At 39.6% G+C, this 22,356-nt stretch carries 15 protein-coding genes; 5 read left to right on the top strand and 10 right to left on the bottom strand.

All coding sequences use genetic code 11. The annotated features are described in order from the left end of the window. Positions 1-616: 616 nt before the first annotated feature. Positions 617-1,732: a hypothetical protein gene (locus tag GL182_RS19055; protein WP_163381379.1), complete on the top strand. Its 1,116-nt coding sequence runs from the start codon at positions 617-619 to the stop codon at positions 1,730-1,732. An 88-nt stretch (positions 1,733-1,820) separates the two neighbouring features. Here the strand turns inward: GL182_RS19055 and GL182_RS19050 are convergent, their stop codons facing one another. The 6 genes from GL182_RS19050 to GL182_RS19025 all read right to left on the bottom strand — a co-directional run bounded on the left by GL182_RS19050 (position 1,821) and on the right by GL182_RS19025 (position 11,277). Then, the gene (locus GL182_RS19050; protein ID WP_163381378.1) at positions 1,821-3,542 is read right to left on the bottom strand and encodes a DUF2326 domain-containing protein; all 1,722 of its coding nucleotides are present in this window, start codon (positions 3,540-3,542) and stop codon (positions 1,821-1,823) included. Next, the gene (locus GL182_RS19045; protein ID WP_163381377.1) at positions 3,535-3,771 is read right to left on the bottom strand and encodes a hypothetical protein; all 237 of its coding nucleotides are present in this window, start codon (positions 3,769-3,771) and stop codon (positions 3,535-3,537) included. Before GL182_RS19045 ends, GL182_RS19050 begins: the two co-directional genes overlap by 8 nt. Before the next feature lie 3 nt (positions 3,772-3,774). Further along, entirely contained in the window at positions 3,775-4,740 is a 966-nt protein-coding gene (locus GL182_RS19040; protein ID WP_163381376.1) for an SMEK domain-containing protein, read from the bottom strand. Between the two features lie 531 nt (positions 4,741-5,271). Beyond that, complete coding sequence (locus GL182_RS19035; RefSeq protein WP_163381375.1) at positions 5,272-6,483, bottom strand: GIY-YIG nuclease family protein; 1,212 nt, start codon at positions 6,481-6,483, stop codon at positions 5,272-5,274. Continuing rightward, positions 6,476-8,527: a DEAD/DEAH box helicase gene (locus tag GL182_RS19030; protein WP_163381374.1), complete on the bottom strand. Its 2,052-nt coding sequence runs from the start codon at positions 8,525-8,527 to the stop codon at positions 6,476-6,478. Before GL182_RS19030 ends, GL182_RS19035 begins: the two co-directional genes overlap by 8 nt. Further along, positions 8,524-11,277 carry a class I SAM-dependent DNA methyltransferase gene (locus GL182_RS19025; RefSeq protein WP_163381373.1) on the bottom strand — a complete coding sequence of 918 codons (2,754 nt, stop codon included), beginning with the start codon at positions 11,275-11,277 and terminating at the stop codon, positions 8,524-8,526. Before GL182_RS19025 ends, GL182_RS19030 begins: the two co-directional genes overlap by 4 nt. A gap of 587 nt (positions 11,278-11,864) precedes the next feature. Here GL182_RS19025 and GL182_RS19020 point away from each other — a divergent pair. From GL182_RS19020 to GL182_RS19005, 4 genes are all read left to right on the top strand, one after another. After that, positions 11,865-12,239 carry a DUF3768 domain-containing protein gene (locus GL182_RS19020; protein WP_163381372.1) on the top strand — a complete coding sequence of 125 codons (375 nt, stop codon included), beginning with the start codon at positions 11,865-11,867 and terminating at the stop codon, positions 12,237-12,239. 258 nt (positions 12,240-12,497) lie between these two features. After that, on the top strand, positions 12,498-12,824 hold the full coding sequence (locus tag GL182_RS19015; RefSeq protein ID WP_163381371.1) for a restriction endonuclease: 327 nt from the start codon (positions 12,498-12,500) through the stop codon (positions 12,822-12,824). 3 nt (positions 12,825-12,827) lie between these two features. Beyond that, positions 12,828-14,927: an AAA family ATPase gene (locus GL182_RS19010; protein ID WP_163381370.1), complete on the top strand. Its 2,100-nt coding sequence runs from the start codon at positions 12,828-12,830 to the stop codon at positions 14,925-14,927. A gap of 1 nt (position 14,928) precedes the next feature. Next, positions 14,929-16,695, top strand: a complete 1,767-nt coding sequence (locus GL182_RS19005) for an ATP-dependent helicase (protein ID WP_163381369.1) — start codon at positions 14,929-14,931, stop codon at positions 16,693-16,695. A 5-nt stretch (positions 16,696-16,700) separates the two neighbouring features. On the opposite strand, the gene GL182_RS19000 is transcribed toward GL182_RS19005, so the two are convergent. From GL182_RS19000 to GL182_RS18985, 4 genes are all read right to left on the bottom strand, one after another. Further along, entirely contained in the window at positions 16,701-17,090 is a 390-nt protein-coding gene (locus GL182_RS19000) for a hypothetical protein (RefSeq protein WP_163381368.1), read from the bottom strand. Beyond that, the gene (gene mobF / locus GL182_RS18995; protein WP_163381367.1) at positions 17,068-19,794 is read right to left on the bottom strand and encodes a MobF family relaxase; all 2,727 of its coding nucleotides are present in this window, start codon (positions 19,792-19,794) and stop codon (positions 17,068-17,070) included. Before mobF ends, GL182_RS19000 begins: the two co-directional genes overlap by 23 nt. Before the next feature lie 296 nt (positions 19,795-20,090). After that, positions 20,091-20,852, bottom strand: coding sequence for a hypothetical protein (locus GL182_RS18990; RefSeq protein ID WP_163381366.1), 762 nt, complete (start codon positions 20,850-20,852; stop codon positions 20,091-20,093). An 11-nt stretch (positions 20,853-20,863) separates the two neighbouring features. Beyond that, positions 20,864-22,354, bottom strand: coding sequence for a type IV secretory system conjugative DNA transfer family protein (locus GL182_RS18985; protein WP_163381365.1), 1,491 nt, complete (start codon positions 22,352-22,354; stop codon positions 20,864-20,866). Positions 22,355-22,356 lie beyond the last annotated feature (2 nt).

Below are 22,356 nucleotides of genomic sequence, written 5' to 3'. Positions count from 1 at the left end.
TAGCATCACTCCGGCGATAGGCAATCGGCCAATCAACTTAATATCCCCCCGTCATCATAGCGTGAACAACCCCACACACACACCTTAATCCTTACATCTATTATGTCTAAAAAAAGTTAATATATCACACAACAATACATCAATAGATCAATACCTTAATGCTATCCTTGCGCACCAAAGTATATCCAACCCACTTAATGGAACGTGATTAAAGCCCCAATACAAAAGAATAACACCAAAAAACGAGTACTTAACCTGCTAACCTTAAATAAAAAATAGAGATGCCCAAAGGACATCTCTATGTGTTCTGCTACCTGTACTTTTTGTCCTATAACGCTTATTAGGTGCGTGACTTTACAGCTTGAGAGACAGTAGCGGCTGGAACAGTCGTTGGGGGCTTACTGCCTCCCTGAACTTTGAATGTTCCATTCTTGGTTTCGGTGATTGTGATCTTGTTAGAACTCATAATATTAGGGATTAGAAGGTTGAAACATTAGTTAAATCACACGCATGAACCCACAAGATAAAAAGAAAACCTATTTATTCCAAAATATAAAAAAGTTTTTCATAAGTATGATAATAAAACCTACATTTGTATTGACATAAAGATGTAATTATGAAAAGTTTAGGCGAATTATCGATTCACACAGATGGCATTGGAAATATTGTTGGGGGCTTAAGTGAGCAGGTTTTATCGTTTCAAAATGTTTCACAATTCAAATTTGACAAACTAAAATCGACCCTAACGAAAAATATCAACCGTGCCATAATTGAAGCTAAGAGGTATAGCACAGGGATGGTAAATGTGAATTTTTATAAAAACATGTCGGCCAAGGACCTGGAAGAACGTCTAGACCAAAAGATAAACCAGGCCAAACAGTTTGATCAGCCTCTGGTCTTTCAAAGTTCCATTTTACCAGTCCTTAGTAATCCGAAGCTTCTGGATAAGCTGGTTACTTCAGGCGTTGATTATTCTTCTACTTATCCAAGTGATAGTATGAAGAGCGTTATTGAGGCAATGCACTGCCAAATAACTGAATATAGCATTCAGAATATTGGTGGCTTTAAAACCATTAAAACCAACGAACACACTTTAGATATTCATGAAGCTTTTCTCGCCACCAAAGAAGAGCTCATTAAAAAAGGAGTAAAACCAAGCTCAATTAACATGGCTAGAGCACTCGATGAAAATAAGACCCCTCCTTATCCGGGAAAAAACTCTAAATTCTGGAATTTTAACATGGTGCTCCGCCATGAAAAAAGAGCGAAGGAATTAGGTCTGTCTGATACATCGATTGAAATGAAAGATCACACTGAAGTTATTCATAACACTTATCAGTCTTTAGAAAAGGATCTCCTCGAGAAGAACATTAGGCCGACCGCTGAAACCATGGCCTCAGTCCTGAACGACAAGGAAGTCCCACCATATCCAGACCAAAATACTGAACAGTGGGATAAAAAAATGGTCCAAAAATATAGAACCAGAGCAAAAGATCTCGGACTTATCGAGCCAAAAGGTAAAGTCGAAGATCACACTGAAGATATTCACCAGGCTTATTTAGCAACACGGGACGAGCTTATTAAGAAAAATATTAAGCCCACCTCTCAAAATATGGTCGAAGCACTAAACGAAAATAAGGTTCCACCTTATCCAGAAAAAAAATCTGACCAGTGGCATTTCAGGATGGTCCTAAAACATAGAGCCAAGGCCAAAGAATTAGGGCTTTTGTAGCCTGAGGAATTTAATATTTTTATAATTTAAGCCCCAAATGACGAAGCGTTATTTAGAAAAAGTATTTAATGTCTTAAAAATTATTACATTATTTTTTCTCTTGATATTTTTGTTTAAGAAACCGACCATTAATATCCTTAGTAAAAGAAGCTCTTGTATACATTTGTACAATTTCATTTATTTCTGTATCTAAAAAGCCTTCAAGTTTATCTGAATTTAGAGTCAAAATATATTGATTTTTTTGAATAATGTTGTTCCCATGTATGAATTTCAAACTTCTTAATAGAGTATCCCTGTCGACGTCAAAAATATTATCATGGATTAAAAAACCTAAATGCCTATCTCTAGTAACTTCACTAATCAAAAGAGCAATGTCGTAAATAAATACTCCAAGTCTATTGACGCTATGGCTACCATCGTCATCAATCCTATATATAAATTCAATAATTTGATTTTTAGATGTTTTCTTAACCTCAAAGGAGGCCCTTCGATTCCCTTGTATAAAGTCGTGGATACTTAAAATTTCTTTTTCAAATAATTTTAAATTCTCTTCATTGTCTGATATATCAGCTTGAAGTCTTAAAAGCTCAATTTCCTTATTGCTTTTTTTAGTTTGCTTCTCTTTCTCCAAATCATGATATTTATCAACAAAGACTCTTAATTGACTGGCTTCATCTGTTTTCTTCTGAAACACTGAATAAGTTTGCTTTAGATTCTTCAAAGCACCTTCTTGATCAAGTATTCTTATCTTATCTTTGTACTGCTTATCTAACTCAGTTAAAAGGATATTAAGTTCATCTAAATCACTTTCTAAATTATTTCTTTTTTCGGAAATTAATTTGTTTTGGAATTGATCAATTTTAGATTTAAACTGAATCACTTCAAATAAATCTTTTGAAATGAAATCTCCAAGACCTTCTTTAAGTTGATTATAATATTCGCTTAGTTCCTGGGTATCTATATCAACTTTTCGATCAATAATATGAAGCTTACTGATGTTTTGTAGAATAAGGCCTTTTTTATTCCTAAGTTCTTCAATCTCTTCCTCGAGAGAAATTATTTCTCCTTTAATTAATTCATATCCTTTTGTATTTTCTAAGGTATCAATACTTTGGGAAATATAGTCTATCTCGCTATCTAATTCATTAAGCTCAACTCTTGCTTCAGACACTTTTACTTGCTTAAGTAAATAAACATTTTTTTCTATTTGTTTAAGTTCATCAACAACCTTTTTAATTTCCTTTGATATTACCTTTATTTTCTCATAAATGCTTACACTTAAACCTAAAAGGTAAAGATGTGGGGAATAATCATCTGCAATATTTTTGGAAGTATCATATGGTGAAGTAATTGATTTAAATTCTGAATTTTCATCTCTTATTAAAGGCCCAATTGATTTTCGAAAAGATGGAGGAGTATCAATTTTTCTACCAATTTTGCATTTTTGAGCTAAATATTCAGTAGCGTCTTCAATTTTCGAGAAAGTAATTTGCTCTTCATTAGTTTTAATAACCGGATTCTCTGAATTAGAAATTGATCGCTTTAAAGTGTATTTTCTCTCATTAATCTCAATATCCAAGCAAACATCCGTATCTTCAGGAAATACCGATGCTGGAATTAAAGACAACCTGCTATCAGACTTCTTTTTTAAAAGAGCATAATTGATAAACTCAATACATAATGATTTACCGACACCATTGGTTTTATTACTCGAATCATTTTTTTCGCCAAGAATTAGGTTTATCCCATCATAAAAAATAATCGGATCAATAATTTGGGGCTCAGTATATAATTTTCTTATTTTAAGCATTAAGCTCTATATATGGTTCTTTAAATTCAATTAACCCCAATGTGTATAAAAAAATTATGCCCATATATAGATGCGTTACTGAAAACCATGGGTCATTTTTAAATGTATCGGCTAGATCAAAAATACTTACTTTTTTTATTTTCTTTTTAGAAATAAATTTAATAATTATTTTTCCTACAAATGGTGGCGAAGTTTCAATATTTTCTTCTTTTAAAAAAACATTACTCATGATCTAAACTATGTTCTTGTTATAATTAGGAAATACATTACATGCTATTAACTGATCGACTAAAAAAAATCTAATAGCCCCTATATCATAATTAATTCCTAAAGTGGATAATTGATCTTTATAATGCTCCACTAAAAATGATAAGGCTTCCCTGGGATTCCCGTTTTCCTGTTTTAAAATATTATCGCTAAACACCTTTAAGTGTGATGAAAGTTTTCGCAATTTGACTTGGCTCATATCAGTACTTTGTTTGACATCATCAAGAACCTTACCATACATTGAATAGTTTTCTTTATATTCCTCTTCTAGAAAATCAGAATAGTTTGCAAATCGTGTATAGATTTTTCCTTTCGGATCTGGGTCTTCAATAAATCCTTGCCCTATACTTATATGCTCCTCATAACTAATCAGTTCTATTAGTTTATTTAAAGTTTGAATTTCATTAGGAATTGTATATTCATTTGATATTTTGATCTCTTTTTCAAGAAAGTCTAGAATAGTCTTTATTTTTGGTGTCTCTAGGTCATTTATTTTTCTTAATAGGTCAGAGTTATCCCAGATATTTTCCTTAGTTGAAATTTCAAAGATATTTTTATCACCTACGGAAGTAACAGTGTGATCAGTCTTCGAGATAATATTCAATAATATTAATCTATCATAATTTTTGTGTAAACCGTTTTTTATGAAGGTTTTAACCGTTTTTCTTGTTTTTAATAAGTCTCTAGTCGATGTTACCTGAATTGCTATTCTATTTTCTAAATCCCCTAAGTCAATCGCAGCACTATTCTTTTCCTGAATATTTATATTTACTAATTTGTAATTAAACAACAAATTTAAAAAGTCGCGATAGAAATTTTCGGAAAAGATATTGTTGTCATACAGACTTATAGATGAAGAAAGTTCAACTGTATTTCTAATAAAACCTAATAGCTTTATTATACGATCTATATACGTTTTTCTTTCGGTCATAATTGTTATGCTTTTATGCCAAATTTTCCCCAGTTCTGAATAAGTCTATCATCATTCTAGCATTTTTACGAGTTGTTAAAAATGTTTGAGATCTCTTTAATGTAAACGTTGGTCAACGAAGGTAGTTTTGTCAGTTACAAATATAGCACCAATCGGGTTTCGCCAAAATATTTTTACTTCTTAAGTTCGTAATAGTTTAATTCAATTTTACTTACACTTAATTTACCTCCTTTCTTCCGGTCATCAATCTCTTTGGAGCTGATAAGCCATCTAGGCTTCGAGTCAATGACCGGCCTGCCCAAGATTGATTAACCAGAAAATAGGAGATTACTAATGGTCAATCCCGATTTTAAAGTCTGAAAATACAGTAGAGCGCTATCCCTCTATTATTCGCAATAGACACAAGCAACGGAACAAACGTTTAAAAAAGACAGCTAAGCTTTGCAGTATTAGTTCTTTAACGATTAATACAGCACGGCACACCTATGCCACAACAGGCAAGAGAAAGGGTGTGCCTGAGCAAAATCCAATCTAGCGCTTCTTCAACTCAGCAGCAGCAGGATCATAATAAAAATCACCTACTGTGCCCTCTTTGATTTTCTCAACCATTTCATCAATGATGAAGATGGGTACTAAAAACCATTCGCGGGCTTTTACAGGCTTTCCGAAACGATCTTTGATTTCAATATCCAGCTTGGCCGCACCGAAGAACTTATGAATGACTTGCTCCAGTTTGGTGCGATTGATATTAGCTAGCCTATAAGTGGCTACGATTTCTACATCAGCCAAAAGGAAAGTCGGATCGTTTTTAGCGTTGGTAAGACGTTTTTTTACATCCCCACCGGTCACGCCTATTTTATGAAGAATATCTCTGTTTTCTTTAACAGTTGAGTGATCCGATAGACTTCGGAGTACATATATGGTCCCACTCTCCTGATCATCATCACTATTTTCACCGGAGAAGAGCGGTCCTGCATCACTGTCAGTGATGAACCTACTTGTTTCATCTTTGTACATGGCCCGAATAAGCGAACGCAGTAAAATGTCACTTTCTGTTTCGTTGGCATAAATAACTCGCAGACGTGCATCATCTTCACCATTAGGAGCTTTAAATGTATCTCCAATCTCGGCGATGTAGGCGATTTGGCCTCCAACAATGATGAATTGCCCTTTCTTAATATTGGTTTTGGTAAAACCGGCGTCTTTGCGGAAGCGAATAGTATTCCGGAAATCTCTATCAATATCTTTCTTTATGGCATCAAATAGCGGTTTAAATTTCCCGAAGTCTTTGCAGGGCTTACGATTGGCAATTTCTTCAGCTGCCTTCTTTTCTGCACGAGGCCTTACGTGTTTTAGATTGGTAATAGAATTCTCTTGGTCTTCATCAACGCCGAGCTGCGCCAACAATTCATCATCATCCATATCTTCCGGAAAATCTGCCGTTGGTAAATATTCACCATCCAGCAGGTTTTGATAATCCAGATCTTTAAGGAGATTTGTGCACTCTTCCTGCCTGCGGATTTGCTCTAAGCGCACCGCATAGAGCCTTTCAAAAATATCTTTGTCCTCACCGTGTTCCGGTACGCGTCCATGCTCTTCCACAAATTTTTGAATTTCTTCAAAACCAGCAATAATCCGTTCTTCTCTTGGCGTATGGGTGACGGTCTTTTTTGCCTCAACTTCTACTCCGAGTGCTGCCAAAAGCGCATCATCTTCTTCTGTGAATTTCTTTTTATCAGCCATTTTTTTCTTCCGCTTTTAAACGTGCTAGAAATGCAATTCCTTGCGCCATGCGTTGTTCCCAGGGATCAACCGATTTGATATCAGGCAACCTACCTCGTTCGTTTTTGAACTTCAAAGCCCGTTTAGCGAGTTCACGTGCTTCCTCCAACGATATATTAGGTTTTTTGGCCGAAATTACTGCGGCCATAGCTTTTAGACTTTGCTCAGTCATAGCCTTGGACAAAATGGAATAGGCTTCACTAAAGGGGTTAATACTATCAATCCAGTCCACATCCAGGTCACGGACATCCATGGTGAATTTTCGTACCCCGTCAATTAAAGCAGTATTTGCTTTTTCCCTTAGTTCACCATCATTATTAAGCGTTTCTTTTGCTTTCTGGGTAAGGTTTAGCGCGGCAATTGCATGTTGCCTAATAGCTTCCACATCTTCATCATCAAGTTCCGGGTATTTGTCTTTGATAATTTTTCCCATCCGTATTTGGGTTAGCTCCTGTGGCACCACTTCTTCATCGAACAAACCTCGTTCAATAGTTTGCTTGTCCTGGGCAAAAGCGGCGATAACCTCGTTTAAATCCTCCTGGCAAATACGCTGCGCATCCTTACTTTTAGGTGTGGAAAGCCCTTTGATTTCTATTTGATACTGCCCGGTATCCTCATTGAAACCGATATTTTCTTTGGACGGGTCATACCCGCCTTCGCCATAATTGTATCCCTCAACAGGACCACTGGTTGAATTCTTCGGTGTAAAATTAAATCTTGGTGCCAGTACCTGCTCCATCAGCAGACTGGCAGATATGGCTTTTAGCGTATCATTTACGGCATCAGTGACTGTTTCTTCTGAAGCATCCGGCTCAGCGATCAGATTGGTAAAACGGGCATGGGTTTTACTAGGCGCATCACGGGTGGCACGGCCAATGATCTGTACGATTTCTGTCAGGCTGGAACGATAGCCAACAGTAAGCGCATGCTCACACCAAATCCAGTCAAAGCCTTCTTTAGCCATACCCAGCGCAATGATAATATCTACATAATCACGATTCTTTTTCGCCTCCGGTAACTTTAATGCGGCAGAAACTTTATTTCGCTTGCTCGCATCATCATCTACCAGGTCAGCGATCCGTAAAGTTTTACCTTCAGGAGTTTTGACCAAATGAAACCCAGTTGCAGGATCAACGCCCTGCCACTCTCCAAGCTCATGCAAAATATGGTTTACTTCCTTAATCTTATCTCCCATACTCTCCCGCGAATTAACATTAGGTATGTGAATAATCGTTTTTTCATTGGGATTAAGCACACTTAAAATCTCATCAGCATAAGCAGCGCTATAAAAGTAATAGCCAATATTCAGCGTCTTGAGGTATTCATAGCCATTGAGTTGCTCATAATAGGTATAAGTAACGGTATCAAATTTGGCTTCATCTTCCGGCATCAAAACGGGGTTGGCATCTCCGCGAAAATAAGAGCCGGTCATGGCCACGATATGTACCTTATCCCTCGCAACCAGTTGCTTGAGCTGCATACCGAGCACATTATCTTCTTCAGCACTGACATGGTGGAATTCATCTATGGCGATAAGCCGGTCGTCAAATGCCGCCACTCCGAACCGCTCTAATGCAAAGCGGAAGGTTGAGTGCGTACAAACCAGGACTTTATCCTCGCTCTCCAGGAAAGTCTTGACCGCATTGACCTTGCTGCCATCCTCGCCGGGGGCGTTACAAAGATTCCATTTTGGCTCTACATGCCAGTCATAGTAAAACCCGAATTCTGAAAGCGGTTCATCGGTAAAGCTTGACCCGATAGATTTTTCCGGTACGGCAATAATGGCTTGCTTAATTCCTTGATTATAAATCTTATCCAGAGCGATAAACATCAAAGCCCGGCTTTTACCGGAGGCAGGGGGCGATTTGATCAGCAAATACTGCTCTCCGCGTTTTTCGTAGGCACGTTCCTGCATCGCCCGCATACCCAGCTCATTTGATTTTTTGGAGCTACCGGTGCTTTTATAATTAACGGTAACGGAAGGTATAGCTTTTTTTTCACTCATACTGCTTTTCCTTTAGTAGTCATTTTGGTGTAGAGGTCAAAGAGTTTCTCGAGGCGCTCGGTGTCGTTTTTGAAGCGACGACCGATATAGATACGCTCCAGCACTTCGTCATTGCGGTCATGAGCTTGGCGGAGGTCTGAAGGCATAGCCTTAGGGTCATATAGATCGGCGATGGTGGCAGGGAAATGCCGCTCCCGTGCAATCAAAATTTCCTCTGTGCAAGCTGTCAAATCCTTCTTGTTCTTCTCCGTCAAGGGCGGCATAGGAAAGGTATTCCATCCAAGCGTGTTAGTATACGAAAAATCAGTTCGCATTGTGGTACATACTGTCCTGATCCAAACCCAATGCAACCTTGATACTATGATTGAAATATAAAAAATCTCAGTGTCATATAATGCAAAATTTTGGCTAGTTATAACTGAGGGAGCTTTGAGTAGGCCTATGGGGAGATAGTCTCTATTTTCCGAGGTTATTCTCGGAAGAACAATTGTATATTGTTTTGCCTCATTCATTTCTCGCATTTGATGAGAGCGCTTTGCCAAATCATTAGCACTCTTATCTCGGCTGGAAAGACGCATTTTACAAACGCCTTCAATACGAGTGCGTATTCTCTCTATAGAGTTTGCCTGGTCAAGATGTTTGTCCTCGATCCATAGACAGTAGCGCTGTAAACCTTTTATGAATTCAGCTGAACCATAAATCTTACGTATAAACTTTTTCTTCTGTTCCTCTGTCAAACCTATTTCTTCCACTTCGGACGAGGAGAGAAGTAGGTTTCCTCCGTCATAAGGCATATTGCCTCGTATCATTTGTGGTAAGTTGCAATAGGATTTTGATGCTTTTTCAACAATAACATCATTACCTGCGATTAAATAGGCATTGATATTATCAGCTTTTTTCTCAATCATTTCATCGTTTTCACCGATGGAAAACAAGCGGCGTTTATTTCCGGCCTGATTGGAAATGCCGACAATCACAACCGTAACTCCGGCATTGTGGCTCGCAAGGTTGTTCCATTTGAAGGAGTTATGGGCGAAATTAATTTCATGACCGGTTTTGAAAATCAGCGGCCATAGGATCGGGACTTGTTGACCTTGACAAATAGAATTTGTGGCCACGAAAGCAGAGGCCGCATTTGTATGTTTACCATATTTGGCGGCTTTCATGAACCAACCAGCAACGTAATCCAGAGATTTCCAACCTTTACTGCTATCTTTAAAGATTTTCTCTAAATCTGATTTTTGTTCTTTTGATTGCCATTTACTCCCCAAATAAGGAGGATTGCCGCAAATATAGGTTTCACCGCCTTCATTTTCAAAGTCAATTTCAGATTGGTCAAGTGGGGATGAGAAAAGATCATCACCGTACATTTTCACCCCAGTGCCGGTAGGAGGGCAGATGGACAGCCACTCGAGCCGCAGAGCATTACCACAAGTAATCCAGTTTTCGGTATTAAGTGGTAGAAATTCGGCTAAGGCTAGTTTTTGTCCTCGATATAGAACATCGCATTGATATTCGGCAATGATAAGTGCCAGCCTCGCAATCTCCGCCGAAAAATCCCGTAGTTCAATGCCCCTGAAATTGGTAAGAGGTATTTCACTTGACCGGTCATTCTCGCAGCGCCGATTGTTGATCTCCGCCTCAATCTCCCTCATTTTCTTATAAGCAATCACTAGAAAATTACCAGAACCGCAAGCAGGATCAAAAACACGGATACGGGTTATGCGCTTGCGAAGATTAAGGAGCTTACGGGCATTATCGCCTGCCTCCTCCAGCTGCTCGCACAAATCATCAAGAAATAACGGGTTAAGCACTTTCAAGATATTCGGTACAGAGGTATAGTGCATGCCAAGGGCGCCGCGTTCCTCCTCATCGGCTACTGCCTGGATCATAGAGCCGAAAATATCCGGATTGATTTTTTTCCAATCCAGATTACCAACATGAAGCAGATAAGATCGGGCTATCTTTGTAAATTTTGGCGTTTCTATTGATCCAGAAAATAATTCGCCGTTTACATAGGGAAAACTATTCGCCCAATTCTTAATGTTTTTTGCAGCGCGTTCATCTTGCTTCGTGTCCATTGCCCGAAAGATTTCACTGATAATCTCATGCGTATCGGATGCATCACCGGCACTCATTTTCTGCACAGTTGAGGTAAAAAGACTATCACTCGTGAATATATCTGTATCTTCTGCAAAGAAGCAGAATATCAAACGCGCCAGGAAATGGTTCATATCATGGCGGCGTTCTGCCATTGCCCATTCCGGATTATGACGTAGCAACTCTATATAGAGTTTGTTTAGGCGGCTTGTGGCTTTGATATCAAAGGCATTTTCCCGGATCTGCTTGACCGTACTGATACCAGCCAGAGGTAGGAAAAAGCCAAAGTAATCATGAAAATCGGGGTAGTTGCAGGCGATCGTTTCGCCGCTGTTTACAGCTTCAGCCTGAAATTCTTTCCCATCCGTTGCAAGTATAAATTTTGCTTTGGCCTTTGTCGTGGCCGGGCTTTCTCTTAGCTCTGTAAGGGTGTTGGCAACCTTGCCTTCTTCACAAACGGCAATATGAATGTTGTTGTGCTGTAGAACTCCACCCTCAATATCAGATTTGTTGTTATTGCCGGTTTTCAGGCGCTTGAGCGTCGTGGCTTTATTGCCGAAGGCCTCCAGAAACGCATACGGAAATTCAGTTGGGTCAAAAGGCTGACCGGCCAGTTCAGAAATGGCTTCTTCAATTTCAACAGCGTTCATATCTTATCTTTGATTTAACCGGAAAAAGTATCATAGCTAATTTTTTCCTATAGAATACATTTTGTTCCTTCTAAAACTACCACAATTTAAATTTTGCCCATAGGAAGTTGTTTCCTGATTTAGTAGGAATAGTAATTTTTGTCATTCTGATGACTGCCAGAGCTTATGAATTCCCTTGTTTTTAAACCTCATAATCATAACATGATTGCAAATCTAGTAAGTATAGCAGTGCAATTTATTTTTAAATCTTTGCTAAACAATAAAAAGATAGGTTTATCCCCCATTCTATTTCTCAATATCCATCTGCATTAATTCATTGGCGATTGGCCTAATCCGGCCAGAACAATCAGTTCGGTTATCATCGTTAACAATACCTTTCCTGTGCGTATTCATCTGAAAAGTGTCAGCATACACTTAATTTTTCTCCTTTCTTCCGGCCATCAATCTCTTTGGGGCTGATAGGCCATCCAGGCTTTGAGTCAATGACCAGCCCGCACCAGCCACCGTGTGGGTCGTGACACAAAGCCTTATTTGGATGTCCTCATATAGCCCCAGATTGATTAACCACAAAAAAGGAGATTACTAAAATGTCTAACGCTGAAAAAATTGCCCAATTAAATGATGACTTTCGCAAAGGGATTACCTGTCTATCGGTTCCGCCTGAATTCCTAATCCAACAAAGCTCTAAAGTTCCAGGCGTCATTGTTGCAACCGCCGGTATCGAAGCCTTAATGCTGGAAGAAAAGGTGGAAATTTTCCAAAAAATTAAATCCTTTGATGATTTTACACCAGATAATGACCCATATGGTGAACATGATTTTGGCTCATTTCAGCAAAATGCTGAAAAAATATACTGGAAGTTCGACTACTACGATCCTCAGCTAAAATTTGGAAGCGATGATCCAACGGACCCATCAAAAACCAAGCGTGTTTTAACGATTATGCTGGCAAGCGAGTATTGATCATAAAAAAGCCCCTGCGGGTAAATCCACAGGGGCTAATTATTTCAGCATTTTGTATTTGGGAAGAATCATTAGCCGCTAAAGCTTAAATAAGATGGAATCCTCTTTTTAAATTCTTGGTAATTAAAATTATAAGTTTAATATTGGCAATATTAACTAATTATGCGATGTTTTAATTTTCTTTGACAAAACTTTACTTGTTAATTTTTCAGTGGATTATGCAGTCACTCGCCTTACATAGAATTTATAAAGCCCGCAATGAATTTTCAAAAATCACTAAATAAATATAGAAAAATCTCATTTTCAGAGCGCGATAAAGGCGACCGCTTAGAAAGGCTTATGCAAGTCTACTTACAAACTGACCCTGAATATGCATATAAGTTCAAGAATGTTTGGATGTGGAATGAAATTCCAGGCAAAATCGAATTGGGAGGTGGTGATACAGGCATAGACTTGGTTGCTTTAACGCACGAAAGTGATTATTGGGCCATTCAATGCAAATGCTTTCAGGAAAACTCAACGATTGATAAACCTGCCGTTGATAGCTTTCTTTCTACTTCCAGCCGTGAATTCAAAAACTTATAACAAATGTATATTTCATCTATTCATATTAAAAATTACCGGAATTTTGAGGATACAGAAGTACTTTTTAATCCTGGTCTAAATATAATAATAGGCCATAATAATGCTGGAAAAACTAACCTCATAAAAGCACTACAGCTGCTTTTTAATAGAGGCTCAATCGGTAAACCTTCAATTGAGGATTTCAATGCAAAATTTTCAGATTTTGATAAACCTCCCAAAATTGAAATCTCTGTTAAAATTAAGGAGCTGAAAGGCGAAGGAGAGGATGGTGATGATAAAAATGTTGTATATGACTGGCTAATTAAAGACTCACCGAATTACGTAGCACAGTTGACGTATGTATTCGAGCTTCCCTCTAAACATCTAAAAGAGTATGAAACTGTTATTCAGACAGCCAAAGGCGATGGGAATAATTATGATATCCGACGTTGCCAAGAATTGCTCTTCAAGAAGTTTTTGCCCAAATATGTAACAAGAATTTATGGAGGCGATCCAAGCAGGCAGGAAAAGGCGGACACGGAGAATTTAGATAAGTTTGATTTTCAATTTCTTGATGCGATCAGAGATGCTGAAAAGCAAATGTTTTATGGGAATAATACGCTTTTAAGAGACATACTAAGTTACTTTTTGGATTATGATTTGACCAAGGGAGCCAGTTTAGAGGTGCTTTCTGAAGAAGAATTGAAGACCCTTGAAAAGCGAGAAGATGAGTTTAGAGAAAAATCTGATGCGTTACTTAATCACTTAATAGGGAGAATTGATAAAAACCAAATCCTACAATACTCTAAAGATACTGGCGCAGACAGGGGGGGAGAGCCAGACTTTGATGCCAAAGTTTCTGAAAAGGAAATACTATTTGCTCTAAGACTTATTGTTAAACATCTAGGGTTGAACATACCCATCAAAAACAATGGCTTAGGGTACAACAATCTTTTATTTATTGCTCTAATTCTGGCAAAAATGCAAATGGAATCTTCATCTTCTCAAATGGGAGAAAATGCTAAAATTTTTCCAATTTTAGCGATTGAAGAGCCTGAAGCCCATTTACATCCTTCAATGCAATCCAAGTTCTTGAAATTTTTAAATGAAAATCTTAAAAGTCAAAAGCAGGCTAGACAAATATTTATTTCGTCTCATTCAACTCATATTACATCAGCGGTCGGCTTAGATTCTGTAATATGTTTGTATAAAGATTATCAAAATGAGTACAAAATTGGTTATCCGGGTCGAGTTTTTGACCTAAACAATAAAAAAGATAAAAATTCCAAGCAATACATCGAGCGCTTCTTGGATGCCACTAAGTCAAATATGCTATTTGCTGAGCGTTTGATCTTCGTAGAGGGAACAGCCGAGCAAATACTTTTGCCCTGCTTTGCAGAGTATTTAGAATTAGAAGATGAATTGATAGATACTCATACCGCTATCATCAGCGTTGATAGCCGGACCTTTAATCATTTTTTGAAAATATTTGCTTACGATGAATTGGTAAATCCCTATGCGATCAATAAAACATGTGTTTGCATCACAGATGCTGACCCAACCAAGAAGAAGGGTGAAAAATGGATCTCGGCTTTCCCTTTCGAGTTGGACAAGGGGCCTAATTCTAATGAGCTCTCAAGTCATGTAGCTGAACTAAAAAACGATTTCGAAACCAAACATCAAAACATCTTTGTTTATCATCCTGAAGCCGGTAAAGGAGTGACCTTAGAGTATGATTTAGCTCTGCAAAATCCCAAAAGTGATTTGTTGATTACTGATGCATTCCCAAGCCAAAATAGCCCACATACTGCAAATAAATATAATTCCATTTCTTCGAAAGGTACCCTGAAAGAAGTCATGGACGAATATATGAAAAGCCTTGCTATTACTGACCTTCAAGAAAACAGAATACTAAAAGCTATAGAAAATTCCACATGGAAAGAGAAAGATAAAAAGAAAGCGCTTATGGCAGCAATCTACTTGACAATAGTTAAAAAAAGTAAGGGCGCTCACGCCTTTTATTTGGAAAAAAATCTTCGTGATAATTATGCTTTAGGAAGTAAAAAACAGGATTTCAAAATTCCTGGCTATATCAAAAATGCTATAACAAAAGTCACATCCTAATATGTCAAAATCCATCCAACTTCCCCATGTAAACACATTAGGAAATATTGACGAATGTGTGAAGGTTTTCGCAGGTCCAGGTGCAGGTAAAACGAGATGGTTAATTGGGCAGTTAGAGAGAGTACTCAAACATTCAAATAAGCTTGGTAAAACTGGAAAAATCGCATGTATAACTTATACCAACGTGGCTGCTGAAGAACTTATTGATCGAATGAAATATGATCGTAGTCGATTTGAAATAAGCACCATCCATAGCTTTTTGTATAGAAATATCATTAAGCCTTTTTCATACCATATTTCTAGGGATGAAAATGGAGATGATCTATTTAATATAGAAGAATTAAATGGACATGATGAACACAAAGTTCAGGACTATTATTATCGAAGATGGATTGAAACCTTAAAAGGCAATTCAGGGAAAAATTATAATGTATATTATTCAAAGGATGTGAAGTCTAAAGCCTATGAGGAATTAGCTAGTCTAGATTATAGTTCAAAGTCTGGTAAAATTGAATTGATAACCAGAAAGAATTGGGGAGCAAAACTTCCCAAGAGTAACAAGGAGCTTTGGCTTTATAAATCTAAATATTGGAAAGATGGTATAATGCATCACGAGGATGTACTGTATTTCTCCTATCTTATAATAAAAAAATCTCCTAGAGTCCTTGAATTCATATCATCCAAGTTCCCGTACATTTATTTAGATGAGTTCCAGGACACAACCGAGCTACAAACCTGGATAGTAAATGAAATCTGCGATAAAACATCTACGACTATAGGGGTTGTGGGAGATTTGGCACAATCTATATATAGTTTTAATGGTGCCCAACGGAAGGACTTCACTAATTTCAGAAAGGGTAAATCTAAAGATTTTGGTCTTGATAAAAATCACCGATCCACAATATCTATTGTGAATTTTTTGAATGAGATTAGAATTGACTTAAAGCAACAACCTAAGAGTAGTGCAGTTATTGGTGATTCAATTAAAGTCTTGGTTGGCCCCATAAAAAAAGCAGAGGCTTATTTAAGAAAAAATCACCCGACCGAAGAAATACATGTTCTTGCCAGAAGTAACGAAGACGTTTCGAAAATTAACGGTTCACTTGGAAAATCAGAAGCAGACCTTTCCAAGGAAATCTTTAATTTAGACGGAAATAGTCAACGATCAGGCCTTATTTATTCGATTTTATTAGCCTTCAAGTACAAAGAAAAAGGACTATTTAGTAAAGCCATAAAAGAGATTTCCAAACCTATTAGAAAAAAAGTTAAGGGAGACCTACCCAATATTTTAATTCGTAGAATCGGTATAGATATACTTACAGATATTGATAGTCACCTTACTAAATCAACCAAAATTTTTGATTTTTATAATGAGCTGAAAAAGAAAACTAAAGATGAATATGGATTTGAAATTGGAAGCGGGCTAAGTAAGGGAAAAGCAAAGGATTTTTACTCAAAATTCAGCTTAAATGAATTATTGCCTTATGTAAAAACTGACACGATATCCAATGATTTGGTCAGAACAATTCATAGCTCTAAAGGTACAGAATTTTGCAATACCTTAGTATATTTCCCAACTTGTAAGGAATTCACAACACATATTTTAAACGGACAGAAAGGAATTGAATCGGACAATGATGATAGTACACGGATTTATTATGTTGCCTGTAGTAGGGCGATGAATAGACTATTTCTTTCAATTCCGGATACTAATGGCTTGGATTTTATTCTAGTTAAAAAGTTGAATTTAGAAATAGTGAACGTTTAGCCCTCTTATTTATGCCCCTCAATGGTAATAGCTGTAACCAGGGGTGTATTGTCTTTTGTTTGGGATTGATGGTAGCGCGGATTTTGTGCCATGACTGATTTTAAATCCATGGCACACAAATGGTCATAAATGGTCTCAAGACAATACCCTTTTATGGTGACAAGATCCGCCGTAAAAAATACTTTAATCACCTGCATTCCACTGTCTTGCTCCGTCCAGGCTTTCATGTAATGAGAATAACTAAAATTCTGCCTGGTCCCATTTGTCATCATAAAATCAATTGTCCGGGTTTCGCCAACAGTATAACAATCACCCGCATACTGATTGGCTTTCTTGGGTTGCAGTTTTTCTGATAAGGGATCGTCTTTGTCCTTATATCTCTGGTTCCTTTCCATGATCGATGTCTTTTTGAGGGGATTTAGGTTTATCATTATCTCTCAGATAATCAGGACTAAGGTTAAATTCTGGATCAGAGCTGTCATCTGACTTAATTTCCAAGGCACTGGTTCTGTCTCCCGATTGCGCCGCCTGGAGCAACAATCCCTCTTTATCATCTGTGTATATTTTCAGTTCCTCTCGGGCCCTGGATATGGATACGTAAAACTGCTTTTGGTTGGTTGCGGCAAAGGTCGCGGCTGGCTGCACCACAAACACCTTATCAACCGTTTTCCCCTGCGCCCCATAAGAAGTCATGCAATAGGCATGGGTAAAATTGCCATGGTCTTTTGGTAAAATATACTCTGTGGAACGTGTTTGGGACTGCTTGGCCACCTTGATACCCCCATCGGCTGTAAAACCTCTCACATCCAATATCCAGCCGTTATCCAGGCGTTTACCCTGGTCATCCATGCCGTTTTTGGTAATACGGATCTGATCCCCCCGGGTTATTGGTGTCTCTTCCCTCAAATACACATCAAAATCTTTACCCCGGCTAAGCGGAATATCGATAAGGTGCCCATCCTGATCACGGGTTTGCACTGACCCTTCATTAGCTCCGAGCACTTGCAGCTTACTGCCTCTTTTGGCTCCCGGGATATTCTGATGCAGCTGGATTATCTGCCCCGGATCATAAACCCGGTGATCCGCCTTTTGTGCTTGGGTCAAATGCAAATTGCGAAAGGTGGTATAGTGTTTATCGATTTTGTTGAGTCGGCCCGCCGCTTTTAATCCTTTGCGAATATCCGCCGTCACCTGCTTGCCCTGCTGATTGGTTGGAGAAATAATCAAGGCGGACTTTTTCTCTTTAACCGTCTTCAGGTAGTCATTAACCAGGTGCTCCTTGATTTCATCGCTATCCAATTCCTGAATAGCCTTCATCTGGTCCAGGCGATTAAAGCCATCGCCTAAATTCCCCCGGCTGATGGCTTCCACCGTGTCTTTGTACGCATCCACCTTTTGCCGATAGATCGTATCCAGACTAACATAGGGCACACGCCCGACCTGTTGTAATATCCGCATCGCATCACCCCGCTGCACAGCGGTATGTTGGCGCGGATCACCAGACAGAATAAGCCGGGCCTTATTGGTGGTCGCCAGATCCAATAGATCAGCCATATCTTCAGTTCCCAACATTCCAGCCTCATCCACCCAGATTACTTGGTTTTTAATCTCTTCCTGCTTATCCGGGTTTCTTAAAAGGCTTGCCAGCGTATCCGCGTTCTCAAACCCTTCTGCCCGTAACGTATTGCGCGAGGCATCAGATGTTGGGGCAAACAAATGCACGCATTGTCCGGTTTTTTCAATTGATGCAACCGCACTTTTGATCAAGGTGGTTTTACCCGTACCAGCCCCACCTCTAATCATGGTTAAGCGATCCATTGATCCCATGATATGATCCACAGCTCTTTGTTGCTCAAGGCTTAAACCTTTATGCGAATACTCCTCCTTTGCATCGACCCCTAAATTAAGCGGCCTGAGCTTGCCCTTGCCATCACTGGCTAACTGCACCATGCGTTTTTCTTCGTCCCATACAAGAGCCGTCGTGCACAGCTGATGCTTGCCATCTTGAATGGTAAACACCCGGTCATCCTTGGCTAAACTCCGATCAATCTCATCCATGGTGATTTGCCTGTTATCAATCCCATGTAGATAGGCCGTGGCTAATAGCTGACGTTCGCGCCTGACAGATGCCCGAGAGTAATTATGATTTAAGCTATGATTGACACATTCCTTTGCTGTCATCGTTCTGATGGCCGTCTTGGCTTGTTCGGGGGCCATCTCATCGATGCCGGCATTTTTGAGCTGTGTACGCCACTGGGACCGCAACTGCGCCATGGTTAGGTTCTTTTGCTTCTTTGCCCGGCTTCGAGCCCCAATCTGATCCAGCTCTTTCGGGTTGGTAATATTCTGATCTTTGGCAATCTGGCCAATATGGTTGGTGCGTTTAGAAAAATGATCAATCGCCGCTTTGGGCACCATCGCCAAATCGTAATCATTGCCATTTTTACGAATATCATAGCCCATGCTTGCCATACGATCCGCCAGGCGTTTTTGAAACCGCGCCTGGTAATACGGCATATCCTGTTTGATATTATGAAACTGGCCTGCTTTGAACCGTTCTTCTTGACTGTCATACGTCGTATTAAAGACAAAGCAATGGCAATGCAGGTGCGGATCCGGTGCATGGCCCTCAACGGGTCTTGCCGTCTCATGGACAAAATCCGCCCAGATTAATTCGCCTGTATCACGATCCGCATACTCGCCTTGTGCCCGGACCCGAGTTTGAACATCCACTTCAATCTCTTCCATGGTGTCTTGCACACTATCCTTAAAGGCATCCAGCACCCGGCTATCAGTTCCCAGAGCATGCAGAATAGAGACTGACTTTGGACAATGAAAACTGATATCATACCCAACCCGGCGATTATCTGTGGTGCGCGGCGTTAAATTCCCGCCAGTCTTTGGATTGATATTATCACAAAGCTGATCAAACACTTTTTGATCAACCTGATTGTGTTCTAATCCCAATCGACCCGCTACCTTGCCATGAAAGGATCCAGGATGTTCCTGGTCTTCGATATAGTAATCTGCGCGAGACAATGAGGCTTTAAAATAGCTTTTGGCATGACCTGCCGTCTGGCTTTGAAACATTCGTATCATAAAGTGCTTATTCAATAGGTGTTCAGATAAGAACTTTTTACAATGAGGAAACCTTCAAAAAATGCCAACGCACCCAATGCGAATTGCCAACCAAATTACGCACTTGATCAGAATTTTCCCCGGGACATTTGAAACATTCGTTCTGCTAAAATGAGCACTGCAAGGTGGTACAAACTTTACCCTATTCAGTGCTTTGAAGTATCAGACATCTCCCCTAAGCAGTGCTTTAGGCTTTTTTACAATCCCACCCTTATAGGGTGAGATTGGTTTTTAAGCAGTGCGTAATACGCACATCGTTATGAAACGACGCTCGCTTTATCATCCTCTTCTTCCAGCATCTGCTCGTAGATTTTTTCGCGCACATCACGGCTGCCAGGTTTGGGACCCGACCACTGAAACCCTTGCGTTTTATCGGGCGGGTTTTCATTGACGAAGGTGTCATACATTTGCTCATTGATGATCTTTTTATCGATCATATCAAGAATATAGCTGCGCCCCATTTGATACCGATAATACACCTTTATGATATATGAAATCCCGGCAACCATCATGGCAACACCAATGACCATGGTAAAGGGAATAAGCAGGGCCACAAACCCAATTAGAATAAAGACCGCCCCCTCATAATACCGCTCAACACGTACATAATCAGCCTTAAGTTTGGGGTACTTTGCCCGCACCTTGTCCCAAATTTTATGCTGATCGCCAGAATAGTAACTATACACCGTGTCATCAAAGGTATCTGTGGAGCGTTTCACCTCCTTGTACCGCTTATACGTGGCATAGGGTATTGCCAAACAAAGCAAGGCATGCAGAAAGGTAAAGGGTGACGACCCCGGATACCCGATATAAACCTGAACAATGTAGGGGGCGATTAACAGCACAAAGATCAGCATGGGAATTTCCCAGCTGAAATAGCGCTCACCAAAATTGCGCCTCATAAAGATTTCAACGATCCGAGCAGGAATAGAGGCAATCCCGGCTAAAATCAAAAGCGTAATAGGCCAAACAAACCGAATAAAGGGATCAATCTGGCGTAGGTACAAAGTCGTTTTCATTGCGTTTACGTTTATGGTTGAAGAAAATTAAGTTTCCAGTAATTACGCACCTGTGGTGCGTTGTTATCGCCATAATAGATCCAGGGAATGCCCTGTTTATGAATATAAGCCTCGACCTGTTTCTTATTGTGATCCCCGCCCGTTTTAAGCCGGACAAACTGCTCAGGTCTGACCAGATCTTCTAATCGATATGATTTTGTCACCGACATATTCATATCATTAGAAAAGGCTGAGGTATGCGAGCGGTCTTCCAGATAGGCTTTGCCGAATAATTCCGACGCATAACGGTTGGTATCAACATCCGCATTGGCATGGAAGATCTTGGTGCCCATTGTGCCCAGAAAACTCTTAACCCGAAACTCGCCCTCGCGCCCTCCCATATGGGCATAGTAATTGGGTAAGTTTTGCGTGAGATACACAGTACAAATACGTGAGCTGCGAGCGGTCGCCTGGTAATCAATATCATGTTCATGCAAGAAATTTTGGGCCTCATCCGCCCATAAAAACACGGGGCGATCATTATGCGTGATATCGCGCCGCTCCATACTGCGCTGCCAGATATATTTAAACAATATCTGTGCATCCCGTCCAATTTTATCAAACTGCTTAACAGGCAGATCAAACACAATGATTTTACCCTCCAAACACATCTCTGGGGTAATATTGGGCTCAGGCGAACACAGCAGGCTATAAATAGGATCACGGTTAAGGCGAAACAATAGCCCTGAAAAACTATGCTCAATGATCGAGCGGGTTTTAGGGTTTAATTCTGCATAGGTGTTGGAGAAATAATACATGATTTTGCTGAATTTCTGCCAATCCCGATCCCCTTGCTGGTTATAGGGTTCATCAGTTTCAGCCTCATACGCAATCTTTGATTGCTGGACTTTGGCAATGGTGGCTTTACGGGCTTTTAAATAGACCTGGTAAAAAGGGTTTTGCTCGCGGGCTGAATTTTCTTTTAACCGGTCAATATCCTTGGGCAAGGATTCCGCCACCGCAAACAACTGATCCAGGTTAAACGCAGAGCCATAGGCCAGATAGCACAGGTCAATGACGTTGAATAACAACATATCCAAGGCATCATCCCAAAAAGCATCCCCATTCGTTGAGCGGGCATCTTGCCCCGCCCGAATAACCGTTTTAAGGGTGTTGACCAGGTTATCTACTAATCCGGTCCCAGCCCCTGAGCGGGTCAGTTCATAGTTTAAAAAATTAAACCGGTACTCGCCTCCAGGGCGGATATGGATAATATCATCCAGTCGACCGCAAGTTTCAGCGTAGTGGTACCAATTGGCCATATACTCATCGGATTTCACGGTCAGGACCAAGCCACCAAATCCCATTTGAAGATACTTTTTAGCCAGCGTATAGCCGGATCCGGAAGTTTTACCGCTTCCTATCCCCCCGAATATTTGCACCCCTTCTACAGCATTACGCACTGTCCAGGTATTATTTTCGGCAAACGTCAATAAAGGCTCGTCTAAAGAAAATCCATTCACGC

It is taken from the genome of Cyclobacterium sp. SYSU L10401 (assembly GCF_010993705.1).
In the GTDB taxonomy this organism is placed as follows: domain Bacteria; phylum Bacteroidota; class Bacteroidia; order Cytophagales; family Cyclobacteriaceae; genus Cyclobacterium.
This window is presented reverse-complemented; position numbering and strand designations above follow the sequence as displayed.

Excerpts from the sequence above, each read along its gene's own strand:
- GL182_RS19020 (WP_163381372.1), top strand. The coding sequence starts at position 11,865 with ATGTCTAACGCTGAAAAAATTGCCCAATTAAATGATGACTTTCGCAAA.
- GL182_RS19050 (WP_163381378.1), bottom strand. The coding sequence starts at position 3,542 with ATGCTTAAAATAAGAAAATTATATACTGAGCCCCAAATTATTGATCCG.
- GL182_RS19030 (WP_163381374.1), bottom strand. The coding sequence starts at position 8,527 with ATGAGTGAAAAAAAAGCTATACCTTCCGTTACCGTTAATTATAAAAGC.
- mobF (WP_163381367.1), bottom strand. The coding sequence starts at position 19,794 with ATGATACGAATGTTTCAAAGCCAGACGGCAGGTCATGCCAAAAGCTAT.
- GL182_RS19025 (WP_163381373.1), bottom strand. The coding sequence starts at position 11,277 with ATGAACGCTGTTGAAATTGAAGAAGCCATTTCTGAACTGGCCGGTCAG.
- GL182_RS19055 (WP_163381379.1), top strand. The coding sequence starts at position 617 with ATGAAAAGTTTAGGCGAATTATCGATTCACACAGATGGCATTGGAAAT.
- GL182_RS19010 (WP_163381370.1), top strand. The coding sequence starts at position 12,828 with ATGTATATTTCATCTATTCATATTAAAAATTACCGGAATTTTGAGGAT.
- GL182_RS18990 (WP_163381366.1), bottom strand. The coding sequence starts at position 20,852 with ATGAAAACGACTTTGTACCTACGCCAGATTGATCCCTTTATTCGGTTT.
- GL182_RS19005 (WP_163381369.1), top strand. The coding sequence starts at position 14,929 with ATGTCAAAATCCATCCAACTTCCCCATGTAAACACATTAGGAAATATT.
- GL182_RS19040 (WP_163381376.1), bottom strand. The coding sequence starts at position 4,740 with ATGACCGAAAGAAAAACGTATATAGATCGTATAATAAAGCTATTAGGT.
- GL182_RS19035 (WP_163381375.1), bottom strand. The coding sequence starts at position 6,483 with ATGGCTGATAAAAAGAAATTCACAGAAGAAGATGATGCGCTTTTGGCA.
- GL182_RS19045 (WP_163381377.1), bottom strand. The coding sequence starts at position 3,771 with ATGAGTAATGTTTTTTTAAAAGAAGAAAATATTGAAACTTCGCCACCA.
- GL182_RS19015 (WP_163381371.1), top strand. The coding sequence starts at position 12,498 with ATGAATTTTCAAAAATCACTAAATAAATATAGAAAAATCTCATTTTCA.
- GL182_RS19000 (WP_163381368.1), bottom strand. The coding sequence starts at position 17,090 with ATGGAAAGGAACCAGAGATATAAGGACAAAGACGATCCCTTATCAGAA.